The organism is Acutalibacter caecimuris (assembly GCF_034335085.1).
GTDB classification, from domain to species: Bacteria; Bacillota; Clostridia; order Oscillospirales; family Acutalibacteraceae; genus Acutalibacter; species Acutalibacter caecimuris.
In genome coordinates, this window is sequence record NZ_JAWXXJ010000048.1 from 1 (window position 1) to 10,990 (window position 10,990).

Consider the following 10,990-nt stretch of genomic DNA (forward strand, 5'->3'; position numbering starts at 1 on the left):
CTTTTTTCGACTCTTTCGAATCTTTTTCGTCCGCCTTTGCCTTTCGGCCCGCTCTCTTGAGCGCTCGACTATCTTACCACACTCTTACTCTTTTGTCAACTCCTTTTTTGAAGTTTTTTCAAAAAAGTTTTGGGCTGGCGCTGTACAAGACTGCGCCCGGTGTGCTATAATAGTCCCAGTTGCTGGTTGCCCGGCAACGTGTCTGTATTATATATGTTTATATGGGGCTTTGTCAACCCCTTTTCCGGCATTTTTCCATATTCTTCCCCTATATGATTAAGCTATTTCCCCCATCACTTTTATAGAAAGGATTGTAGCGTATGCCCATCTGCATCCAGGCAGACCTGCCCGCTATTGAGGTTTTAGAAGGCGAAAACATCTTTGTAATGCAGGAAAGCCGTGCCATAACCCAGGATATCCGCCCCCTTCGGATCGCTATTTTAAACCTTATGCCCACTAAGATCGAAACCGAAACCCAACTGCTCCGCCTTTTGGGCAACTCTCCCTTGCAGGTAGAGGCCGAACTGGTTGTCCCCTCCACCCATACCTGTAAGCACACCAGTTCTACCCACCTTAATAAGTTTTATAAGACTTTCCAGCAGATCAAGAGGCAACGCTTTGATGGGATGATCATCACCGGCGCGCCGGTGGAAACGCTGGCGTTTGAGGCGGTTGACTACTGGCAGGAAATGTGCAGCATCCTGGAGTGGACAAAGGAAAACGTCTACTCCACCATGCACATCTGTTGGGCCGCCCAGGCAGGGCTTTTTTACCATCACGGCATCAGCAAAAGGCGGCTGCCCCAAAAGCTGTGCGGTATCTTCCAGCACCGCGTCACGAACCCCTATCACCCCTTGATGCGCGGCTTTGACGACACCTTTTTGGCCCCCCACTCCAGCTACTCCGAGGTTCCCGCCGAAGAGGTGGTTGCCTGCAAAGAGCTGATCTGCCTGGCTGATTCCGAGTTGGCCGGGCTGCATATCCTGGCCGAGCAGGACGGGCGGCGTATCTATATTACCGGCCATCAGGAGTATGACCGGGACACATTGGCCAAGGAATACTTCCGGGACGTCAACAAGGGGCTGGATCCGGCTGTGCCTTACAATTATTTCCCCGGCGATGACCCCACCCAAACCCCGCCCTTCACCTGGCGCAGCAATGCCCATCTGCTGATCTCCAACTGGCTTAACTACTATGTCTACCAGCAGACCCCCTTTGACTTTGTCCATGGTGGTTCGGCTGGCCATGCCCCGGAAAAGGAGGGCTGACAGATGCAATGTGATGGAGTACTGTTTGATTTGGACGGGACGCTGTGGGACGCCACAGAAGGGATCGCCGTTTCCTGGGGCGCGGTGCTGGCTGAGGAGCCGGATGTGGGCCATGTGCCCACCCGGGCCGAGTTGGAGCGGGTCATGGGGATGACCTCCGTGCAGTTGATGGACACCCTGTTCCCCCACCTGAGCGTGGAGCGGGGGCAGGCGCTGTTTAAAAAGTGCTGCGCCGCCGAGGACATCTACCTGCTGGAACACGGTGGGCGGCTGTACCCTGGTATGGAGGAAACCCTCCTTGCCCTGGCCGCCAAGGTTCCGCTGGCCATTGTCAGCAACTGCGGGCCGGATTATGTACCCACCTTTTTGCAGGCCCATGGGCTGGGCAAATACTTTGCCGATTGGGAATGTATTGGCCGTACCGGGCTGGAAAAGTGGCAAAACATCCAGTTGGTCGTCCAGCGGCTGGGGCTTTCCCATCCTGTTTATGTGGGCGATACCCAACTGGACTGCCAATCTGCCCAAAAAGCGGGGGTACCTTTTATCCATGCTGCTTATGGGTTTGGGCAGGTGGAGGGCGTGCCGGCAATTTCTTCCCCCGGCCAGTTGCCGGAACTGCTTGCCTTTGGCTAAGCGGCCGGCTGCTGCCAGGCACAGGCATGGCCTTTGTAATGAAAGGAGGGTTTTGGGGTGAACACCGGGCTGTTGTTTTCAAGTTTCCCGTTTTATTCGGGGCATGGGGTTTCGCTGGCGCGGATGACGGATTTGGACATACCTGCCCTATGGGAGGTGCTGGGGGACGAGGAAAACTTCCGGTATGCGCCCACGGCAGCGCTGGGCAGCATAGAGCAGTGCGCCCGGCGCATTTTGCAGGCAGACGCCATGTTCCGGGATCGGGTAGCCGTGATGCTGGGCATTTACCCCGACGGCGCCGGCGACCGGCTGGCCGGGGTGTTCGAGATCTACAACATTGACCCACGGATAGAGAGCGTGACCGTCCGTTTTACCCTGGCACGGGCCTTTACCGGCAAAAGCCTGGCCACCGGGGCCCTGCGGGCCTCGGTAGATTACCTGATGGCCAGTATCGGGGTGCACCGGCTCCAGGCGTATGTGCTGCCCTCTAACTACCGGGGCGTGTTGGTGCTGGAACGCTGCGGCTTTGTAAAAGAAGGCACCATCCGCGAAGGTTTCTTCTGGCCGGATAAGGGCATTGTGGACCTGTCGCTGTACTCCCTGCTGCCCACCGACCTGCGCCGCCCAGGGGACACTGGCGTTATCCTGTTCTGATCCGGGACCCGCCACCCTTCCCGCCGCCTCCCGAAAAAAATTCCCCCTCCCCCACATTTTTCCCTTGACTATGGCGGCAGCCTGCGCTATAATAGGAGAGCGGTCTTATCACCGCACCGCTGCTGGATTAGCTCATTCGGTAGAGCACATCACTCGTAATGATGAGGTGATCGGTTCGATTCCGATATCCAGCTCCACAAGATATTGGCTGCGCCAAGTGCGCCAAGTCTGATCCCCAGAAACTTTACGGTTTCTGGGGATTTCTCTTTTATAACTGTATGTTTCGTTAAGCCTATGGGACACACAAAAGGGCATACGCCCTCAAAATCCGTGTAGCCTGGGCTGGCAGTACGTCCCACCGGCAGGACGCGCCATACCAGTGCCCGCGTTTACGACAGCCGCCATCTTGCCTGCGCCGCATCTCTGGTTGCAACGTGGGATTATTTCCCCTTAAGTTTCCTTCTGCAACGCTCTTTGGTATTTCTGCTCAGGCTCTGGAAGATTCTTTGATATGGGTGATAAACTGTTCCATCGTCCGGGAACGGGCCTGCTCCCTCTTCCACGCCAACACTGCGCCGCTTTCCATGGGCGGGGACAAGGGCACCTGTGTAAGGTAGGGATGGGGCAAAAAGCCCTTGTCCAGCGTCAGGGCCACGCCCATACCGCTGTGTACCATCACCGCTGCGTTGTTAATGAGATTATACCGTGCGGCAATGCTCACCCGGGGGGAAAGTTCCTCTCCAAACCATTGGTTCAGCAAATCCAACACCTGCTCCCGCCAGCCCAGCAGCAGAGGATAGGGCAGCAAGTCCGCCGGGGCCACGCTGGTAAGCTGGGCCAGGAGGGAATCCTCCCGCACCAATGCGCACCAGCGCTCCTGATAGGGTATAGGCACGGTGTGATAGCGGGAAATGTCCGCCGGCATCAGCAGCAGCCCCATGTCCAACAGGCCGTTTTCCATACGGTCCTTCACCTCGTCTGCTGTGGCGCTGTAGATGCGGAACTGTATGAGCGGGTGCCGTTCCCTAAAGGATACCATCAAGTCCGAGAGATAGGCCATATTGCGGGTTTCCCCGCAGCCGATGGCGATCTCTCCCGTCAACTCCTCCCGGCTCTGGAATTCCCGCCGGGTCTTTTCCGCCAGTTCCAGCAGTTCCTGGGCCCGGCGTTTCAGGAGCATCCCATCCTCGGTGAGCGTGATCCGGTGGTTGTTCCGGCGAAAGAGGGTGGCGCCCAAACCTTCCTCCAGTTGCATCAGTTGCCGGGACAGGGTGGGCTGTGTAATGTGCAGCTTTTCCGCGGCGCGGGTGATGTTTTCCTCCCTGGCCACCATGAGAAAATAGCGCAGTACGCGAAGTTCCATAGGTTCCTCCTCTTAAATCACTTTGTATGCTTTCCACTTGCCGGACTTCAGCCGCAGGGCGAAGATCACCGCCCGGATCACCCAGTCCAGGCACATAGCCGCCGCAATGCCAATTACGCCCCAGTTGAACACAATGGCGAACAGCAGGGAGAACAGCAGCCGCCCGCCAATGGTGGACGCAATAGAGATCATCATCGTAAACTTGATGTCCCCCGCCGCCCGCAGGCCATTTGACAGCGGCCCGGATATAGGAAAGGCTACGGTGTTGAAGATGTTGTGTATCAGCACCAAAATCGCCACTAAATATTTGGCCTCCTCGGAGATTTGATAGAAATTCATCATCAACGGCGTGATGGCAAATACCAGGCCGTTCCACACCAATGAGATTGCCAAGGTGATTTTCAAAAGTTTCTTGAAGTAGTGCTCCGCCTGGGCCACATCCCCAGCGCCCATGCACTGGCCGATTACTGTGATGAACACCGGCCCCATGGTCACCCCGGCCAGCGCTGCCAGGCTCCAAATGCTCTGGGCGATGCCGTTGGCGGCGATCTGATATGTCCCGAAGAGAGCTACCACACTGCTAAGCGCCACCTTCACCAGTTGGAAGATGCCGTTTTCCACGCCGTTTGGCACGGCTATGCGTAGGATGCATTGCATCAATCCCCCGTTCCACTTGCAGATTTGCCGCCAGGTGTAGCGCACGTCCACCCGCTTGCCGAAACACAACACTGTGATTACCACCGCCGAGAACATCCGGGCGATGAGCGTGGGCCAGGCCACGCCTGCCACCCCCGCGCGCAGCACGAACACGCCAATTAGGTTGCCCACTACGTTAATCGCGTTGGCCGCAACGGAGATATACATGGTGACGCTGGTCTTGCCGAGGCTCCGGTACAGGGCCGCGCCCGCGTTGTAGACCGCCAGGGCCGGGTACGAGAACACGGAAATTTGCAGGTACACCACACAGGCGTCCATGACGGCGGGTTCCACCTGTCCGAAGAGCAGGCTGAGCATGGGCCGGTGCAGGCCTAAAATCACAATGGAAATCACCAGGGAGAGCAAGGTAGACGACGTAAGCAACTGGCTGGCGGCCTCGCCCGCGTCCTCCTTCACCCCCCGACCAATGTACTGGCTGATGACCACCGCGCCCCCCGAAACCAGGGCCGTAAACAGGTAGATAAATATGGTGCTGAAGGCGTTCACCAGCGACACCCCGGACACCGCTGCCTCCCCGGCGTAGCTGACGATGAAGGTGTCGGCAATGCCCACCAGCATCACCAAAAGCTGCTCCAAAAACAGTGGGACAATCAGGTTTTTCAGGTCTTTGTTTGTGAACATGGCAGGTGCCCCTTTCGCGTTTCTTGCTACCAGTATACACCAGCTTTGGCAGTGTGTCTAATGCTTATTTCATTTCACTTCCATGCCTAAAAAGCATTACAAAAAATGCGAAAACGGCCGGGTTTCCCACAGCCTCTTTTCTGTTCATTGCGTTAAAATTCAGTTCAAGGCTATCCGCCCAGCCCAGCAACTCATCCTGGCCCCTACTACCACTAAAACGCCACCCAGAGAGCCGCTCCGCTGGTAAGCCCTCCAGATTTGATAAGGCTGCTGCCGGGCTTTACAGGGTTTGCAAAAAGCGGAATTGTTTGGAAAGCAAACCACGCTACCGGCTATTGAACTGGGCCTATGAGGAAGAAAATGCACGAAATATAGCGATAGGAACGGGGTTTATGCCTGTTATTCCGCCGTAGGAAAGCCGCTAAGATTCGTTGGCATACCATACGCGGCGGTGTTTCCTGCGGCTGAAGTCCTTTCGCAGGATATTCTAAGCTGGATGCCGTTTTCTGTGGTTTCATCTATTTCTCCATGATTTGCAATGCTGTTTTGAGAAAACAGGCAATTCTTTTACCATCCGCCTTACACTTTGCTAATCGTTCCGCCGGGTTTGCTTGACAGCCGCTCCCCTTTCATCATATACTAGGCCTATATCGTCAGTATTCAAACGCCGGAGGGCAACAAGATGAGGTATTCCACAGATAAAGTTCGTGATATGATCAAGGGCTCCCTGCAAGCCGCCGACATATAGCCCATCGGGCACGGCAACCACTCCGAAGCGTTTTGCGTAAACGGGGAAATTGTCGTCAAACTTTCCAAACACAGGAAGGCCAGTGAGTGCCTGAAAACAGAGATGTTGGTATTGCGCGGGCTGGAGGGCAAGCTCTCGCTGGAGATACCCAACGTCCTTTTCACCGGCATCTTCCGCTCCAGGGATGAAGACTTTACATATTTTGCCTCAAAAAAATTGCATGGCAGGAAACTTTTAAGAAACGAATTTCTGATGCTGGATCCCCAAACAACTGCCATGAACGCAGATATCATTGCCCAATTTCTGTGGCAACTTCATGCTGAGAGAACCATTCTCCCGGTTAAGCGCCGGGACCACTGCCTGCTACATGGTGATTTCAGCCTGGACCACTTGCTATTCGGCCCCGACAACATCGTGTGCGGTGTACTCGATTTTGGGGACAGCAGGGTCGGGAAACCTATGAGCGACTTTGTCTATCTGCTTGACGATGACGACCAAGAAGAATTCGGCGCTGCCTTCGGAAACATGGTGCTTGACCGGTACAGGTCGGTGGCAGGGAGATGACCTTGTTAAAATGGATGGGCCAAGACCGCACTTATCATTTTTAGTGGATTCAAATGGTGCCTTGCCCCAGGCCGTGGCACCCTCGATCTCAATGATATCCGTTATATGGTCCAGCATTGTAACTTCCAATAAATATCTTTGCTTTTTTGCCCAAAGCGGAAATGGTCGCCAAGTGGGGGTAAAATCGGACAGGGGCGTTCTAATGTTAGGCCATCGGATTTTCTAAATAGCCGTTCCAGAGATTTTCCATGCATATGCCCAAATTAGTGTGATGAAACGTACGCCTGGAATTCCGCATAAAACTGAGAAAAATGAGAATCACCCATTGGTGTACAAACCTTAGGGGTTCTGATCGCAATAGAGTAATTCAAAGAAAAGTCCCTAGAAACCTTCGAGTTTCTAGGGACTTAAGCTGACCTTACCATGCTTATCAGATGCCAAAGGCCGCTGTGGGGTCAAAAAAGCCAGTATTTATGCGGCTTCCCGGCCTTTTGAAAAGCCGTCAAACCAACTCTGACTTAAAAGATGCACGTCCTCCCCTCAAAATACCACAACCAGCAGCATCTTGAACCGTTCCTGCCCGAAGACCGCATGGGGGTGCCCGGCGGGCATAACGATAGACTCCCCTTCATGGAGAAAAAACTCCTGCCCGTCAATAGTGATCCTTCCCACGCCGTCCAGGCAAGTGACGAAGGCGTCGCCGCCGGACTCATGGGTGCTGATCTCCTCGCCCAGATCGAAGGAAAACAGGGTCACGCTCACCGCGCTGTTCTGGGCCAGCGTCTTGCTGACCACCTGGCCCTCCTGATACGCCACTTGTTCCTTTAGGGTCAGGACTTCCGCCTTTGCAATATTTTTCATCGGTCCATTCATGGTGCATCCTCCTTTGTGTGACTGTTGTTTATTCTAAGATCCTGCCGTCTGTGGAGATCGTGACCACCTACCAGGGAATGAATTTCCCACTGCTTTGCAGGGCTTTCTTTGCTACTGCCTCCAATCCCCCGCAGCAGGGTACTTCCATGCGCACGATGGTGACACTCTGGATATCGTTCCGCCGGATAATTTCCGTTAGCTTTTCGCTATAGTCCACTCCGTCCAGCTTGGGGCAGCCGATCAGAGTGATCTTGCCCCGCATGAGATCCTGGTGAAAATTGGCGTAGGCATAGGCGGTGCAGTCGGCGGCGATAAGCAGCTTTGTACCGTCAAAATATGGCGCGTCTACCGGGGCCAGCTTGATCTGGCAGGGCCACTGGCCCAGTTGGGGACAGGCTTGGCGGCAGATGCGGGCGCTTCTTCTGTCCGGTCAAACCGTCGCATCTGCTGGCCCGGACAACCGGTGTTCTGCTTCGCTTTATTGCTCTGGACCGCCTGCTCGTTATACGCTGCCGCCTCCCGCTCCACAAAGGAGATCGCCCCGGCAGGGCAGGCGGGCAGGCAGTCCCCCAGGCCGTCACAGTAGTTGTCCCGCAGGAGCTTTGCCTTGCCGCCCACCATGCCGATAGCTCCCTCATGGCAGGCGCTGGCGCAGGCCCCGCAGCCGTTGCATTTTTCCTCGTCTATATGAATGATTTTACGTACCATTTTCTTTCCTCCCTTGTTTTCTTGCTCTGATTATAGTATATTTTAAAGAGATATTATGTTGCTGCAACCACAAATATGGAGGAAATTTATGGAATTATCTTTTATACCCCTGCTCCACGACATCACCCCGAAGGAAGTGGATGAAATGCAAACTCTGCACGGTATGCACAGGCACAGCTACCAAAAGGGCGAGATGATCCTTCACGCGGGCTATATAGCCCAGGAGATGGGCATTGTGCTATCGGGAGCGTCCATATAGAAAACGTGAACGTGTGGGGGACCCGAAGCATCCTACAGGCAGTCCCAGCGGGTCAGATGTTCGCCGAGACCTATGTGATGTGCCGGGAACCGCTGATGGTAGACGTGGTCTGCGCGGAGGACGCTCAAGTCCTGATGATGGACATTACCGCCCTGCTGCGGGAGGAAAACCGGCAGAAAACGTGGCACCCAAAGCTATACCGCAACTTGCTGATGGGAGCTTTCCAGAAAAATCTAGCCCTAAGCAACCGCATATTCTGCACGACTCCTAAATCCGCGCGGGGGCGAGTGCTGTCCTTTTTTTCATACCAGTCTGTGCGGGCAGGCAGAGCCGAGTTCACTATACCCTTTGACCGGCAGAAGATGTCCGATTATCTGAACCTGGACCGCAGCGCGCTTTCCAAAGAGCCGGGGAAAATGCGGCGGGATGGGCTTATCGATTTTCGGAAAAATCACTTTGTTTTGAAGTAAGATATGGAAAGAAAAAGCACAGGAATTTTGAGAACTCCTGCGTCTAAAATGCGAACCTAAATAACCTCTACTATCCAGATTTTGATAGATCCATGTAATTTCATTGGGATACAAAAAAGATAGAGTTGCTTTTCGAAAAAAGTCTGAAAAGCAGCTCTACTTCAAATTATTCAATCTAACAGCAGTTGACAATTCATGGCAGATGATCTATAATATTATTGCCTTACACGTAGGATGTAAGGGAGATGTATTGTTGTCAATCCTTTCGTAGCAATTTCTATCAGGAGCTCCTGATAGGGTTTGTGAACTTGGAGATACTGGTTGAAAGCTGTCAGAACGGCGGCCACCGTTATCAAACATATCCAGAGGATGGCACAGGCATCCCATTCAATTATATCATAGTTGAATATTGCGTAATCGGGCAGCTGGTTTCTTGGTATGTCATAATAGCTGTACAATGAGAAACTATCAACAAAACTGTATATCCGCCAACTTAGGGATGCTGCCCCCCGTGTTGGCGGATATTGCATTTTGTAAGGAGATTTTGAGATGACTGATAAAGAATGGCTGGCATCAGATGAGGCAAAAGAAAAAAGTATGCGTTTTTATGCTCGCTTTGATTACAGAACGAATATAGGGCAGCAACGCGTTTATTTATCAGATCCGAAAAATATAAAACTGCATGGATTCTATCCGTTTATTCATTATAAGCAAAAGCAGACTAAATACAGTAAAGCAGACGGAAAGACAGATAAAAAGCGGGATATTTGCTATGCTGCACACATTGACCGCTGTATATATCAGTATTATAACTTTATTTTAGGCGAGTTATATAATCAGCGTGTAGAACAAGATAGGATATTCCATGTTGCTGTAGCCTATAGGAGCGACCTTCATCAAAGCAATATCAACTTTGCAAAGCGTGCCATCGACTTTATCCGAAATAATTCTCCGTGCTATATTTATGATTGGAGATTTCACTGGCTTTTTCGACAATCTGGATCACAACTATTTAAAGCGTCAATGGTGTTCTTTGCTGGGGGAATCACGGCTCCCAGACGATCATTATGCTGTCTTCAAAAGTTTAACTAGGTATAGTGTTTGGGAACTGTCTGATTTATTGGCTCTGAACCATCTGCCGGATGATCGGAAAGGCCGTAAGGAACTGAATTCTCGTTCGCGTGTACTATCAATAGAGGAATTCAAAGCTAACCGATCACACATCAAACCAAACCCAAACAAATACGGCATCCCCCAGGGCTCTCCGATCAGCGGCATACTTGCAAATATATACATGATGGATGTTGATAGGCAAGTTCATTATTTTGTAAGTAATTTGAACGGATTCTATATGCGTTATAGTGATGACTTTATTATTGTGATCCCAGACAACGGAGATACATCATCTCAAGCAATGAAAGATGTGAGCGGATTCTTTAAAATTGATGGATTGACTTTAGAACCAGAAAAAACACAATATTACCGATTTGAAAACCAATCGTTAGTAAGTTGTAGCGCACAGTATGGCATATCCGATAAAAAGTCAAAACGCTTTATCAATTTTCTCGGTTTTACTTTTGATGGGAAAACCATAACGGTCAGAGCTAAAACGACTGGAAAATATTATCAGCGTATGTACAGGAAAGTTAAAAGTATAACAAAATCACCGGGAAACATTTCTGTAGGAAAACGCATTCTTGCCTCAAACTTGTACAATCTATATTCTATTAAGGGTGCAAATGGTTATCTGATCAAGAAGAGAGATGGTCACACAAGAAAGTGTTCCGGCAACTTTTTGACATATATACAACGTTCAAAAAAGATTATTGGATATAAGGAATCGATTGACAGAGATACCAGACTGCATATGTCAAAAATACGAAAAGCATTAAAACGTCAATTGCGTGGGTAACATTGTAGTCCCTTCCACAAAAATAATCTATGTATTCCGATTGACATTTTTACACCATCCCGATAATCTTTCTAGATAGTGTCTACACAAGGTGAGAGGATCGTGATAGAATGGAAACATCATAAAAAGGCAGGAGAGAAAAAGATGGAAACATCCTATCACAGACATGACATAAGCGATAACGTGTGGTCGTTGCTGGA

Annotated in this window: 11 protein-coding genes, 1 tRNA gene and 1 pseudogene; 9 read left to right on the forward strand and 4 right to left on the reverse strand. The window is 51.6% G+C overall.

The window, feature by feature from the left end; genetic code table 11:
- Positions 1-320 precede the first annotated feature (320 nt).
- The 4 genes from metA (at position 321) to U8U01_RS16325 (ending at position 2,752) form a co-directional block, all read left to right on the forward strand.
- A complete protein-coding gene (gene metA, locus U8U01_RS16310; protein ID WP_322176555.1) occupies positions 321-1,268 on the forward strand; it encodes a homoserine O-acetyltransferase MetA in 948 nt (315 codons plus the stop codon).
- A 3-nt stretch (positions 1,269-1,271) separates the two neighbouring features.
- A complete protein-coding gene (locus tag U8U01_RS16315; RefSeq protein ID WP_322176558.1) occupies positions 1,272-1,901 on the forward strand; it encodes an HAD family hydrolase in 630 nt (209 codons plus the stop codon).
- Positions 1,902-1,958: 57 nt separating this feature from the next.
- Positions 1,959-2,555 carry a GNAT family N-acetyltransferase gene (locus tag U8U01_RS16320; RefSeq protein ID WP_322176562.1) on the forward strand — a complete coding sequence of 199 codons (597 nt, stop codon included), beginning with the start codon at positions 1,959-1,961 and terminating at the stop codon, positions 2,553-2,555.
- Positions 2,556-2,676: 121 nt separating this feature from the next.
- Positions 2,677-2,752, forward strand: a tRNA-Thr gene (locus tag U8U01_RS16325).
- 290 nt (positions 2,753-3,042) lie between these two features.
- Here U8U01_RS16325 and U8U01_RS16330 read toward each other — a convergent pair.
- Both U8U01_RS16330 and U8U01_RS16335 read right to left on the reverse strand, forming a co-directional pair.
- Positions 3,043-3,918: a LysR family transcriptional regulator gene (locus U8U01_RS16330; protein ID WP_322176565.1), complete on the reverse strand. Its 876-nt coding sequence runs from the start codon at positions 3,916-3,918 to the stop codon at positions 3,043-3,045.
- 12 nt (positions 3,919-3,930) lie between these two features.
- Positions 3,931-5,256 (reverse strand): MATE family efflux transporter, encoded by a 1,326-nt coding sequence (locus U8U01_RS16335; RefSeq protein WP_322176568.1) that lies wholly within the window; start codon positions 5,254-5,256, stop codon positions 3,931-3,933.
- Positions 5,257-6,106: 850 nt separating this feature from the next.
- On the opposite strand from U8U01_RS16335, the gene U8U01_RS16340 reads away from it, so the two are divergent.
- Entirely contained in the window at positions 6,107-6,568 is a 462-nt protein-coding gene (locus U8U01_RS16340; protein WP_322176571.1) for an aminoglycoside phosphotransferase family protein, read from the forward strand.
- A 540-nt stretch (positions 6,569-7,108) separates the two neighbouring features.
- On the opposite strand, the gene U8U01_RS16345 is transcribed toward U8U01_RS16340, so the two are convergent.
- Positions 7,109-7,441: a cupin domain-containing protein gene (locus tag U8U01_RS16345; protein ID WP_322176573.1), complete on the reverse strand. Its 333-nt coding sequence runs from the start codon at positions 7,439-7,441 to the stop codon at positions 7,109-7,111.
- A gap of 67 nt (positions 7,442-7,508) precedes the next feature.
- Positions 7,509-8,149: pseudogene (locus tag U8U01_RS16350) on the reverse strand (ATP-binding protein).
- A gap of 88 nt (positions 8,150-8,237) precedes the next feature.
- On the opposite strand from U8U01_RS16350, the gene U8U01_RS16355 reads away from it, so the two are divergent.
- The 4 genes from U8U01_RS16355 (at position 8,238) to U8U01_RS16370 (ending at position 10,790) form a co-directional block, all read left to right on the forward strand.
- Positions 8,238-8,408 (forward strand): cyclic nucleotide-binding domain-containing protein, encoded by a 171-nt coding sequence (locus U8U01_RS16355; RefSeq protein ID WP_322176576.1) that lies wholly within the window; start codon positions 8,238-8,240, stop codon positions 8,406-8,408.
- A 5-nt stretch (positions 8,409-8,413) separates the two neighbouring features.
- Positions 8,414-8,878 (forward strand): Crp/Fnr family transcriptional regulator, encoded by a 465-nt coding sequence (locus tag U8U01_RS16360; RefSeq protein WP_322176579.1) that lies wholly within the window; start codon positions 8,414-8,416, stop codon positions 8,876-8,878.
- A gap of 549 nt (positions 8,879-9,427) precedes the next feature.
- Positions 9,428-9,970, forward strand: a complete 543-nt coding sequence (locus U8U01_RS16365; RefSeq protein WP_322176582.1) for a hypothetical protein — start codon at positions 9,428-9,430, stop codon at positions 9,968-9,970.
- Complete coding sequence (locus U8U01_RS16370) at positions 9,912-10,790, forward strand: reverse transcriptase domain-containing protein (protein ID WP_322176584.1); 879 nt, start codon at positions 9,912-9,914, stop codon at positions 10,788-10,790. Before U8U01_RS16365 ends, U8U01_RS16370 begins: the two co-directional genes overlap by 59 nt.
- The last annotated feature ends 200 nt before the right edge of the window (positions 10,791-10,990 follow it).

Coding starts and splice junctions, on each gene's coding strand:
- U8U01_RS16315 (WP_322176558.1), top strand. CDS start 1,272: ATGCAATGTGATGGAGTACTGTTTGATTTGGACGGGACGCTGTGGGAC.
- U8U01_RS16340 (WP_322176571.1), top strand. CDS start 6,107: ATGTTGGTATTGCGCGGGCTGGAGGGCAAGCTCTCGCTGGAGATACCC.
- U8U01_RS16345 (WP_322176573.1), bottom strand. CDS start 7,441: ATGAATGGACCGATGAAAAATATTGCAAAGGCGGAAGTCCTGACCCTA.
- U8U01_RS16335 (WP_322176568.1), bottom strand. CDS start 5,256: ATGTTCACAAACAAAGACCTGAAAAACCTGATTGTCCCACTGTTTTTG.
- U8U01_RS16355 (WP_322176576.1), top strand. CDS start 8,238: ATGGAATTATCTTTTATACCCCTGCTCCACGACATCACCCCGAAGGAA.
- metA (WP_322176555.1), top strand. CDS start 321: ATGCCCATCTGCATCCAGGCAGACCTGCCCGCTATTGAGGTTTTAGAA.
- U8U01_RS16365 (WP_322176582.1), top strand. CDS start 9,428: ATGACTGATAAAGAATGGCTGGCATCAGATGAGGCAAAAGAAAAAAGT.
- U8U01_RS16330 (WP_322176565.1), bottom strand. CDS start 3,918: ATGGAACTTCGCGTACTGCGCTATTTTCTCATGGTGGCCAGGGAGGAA.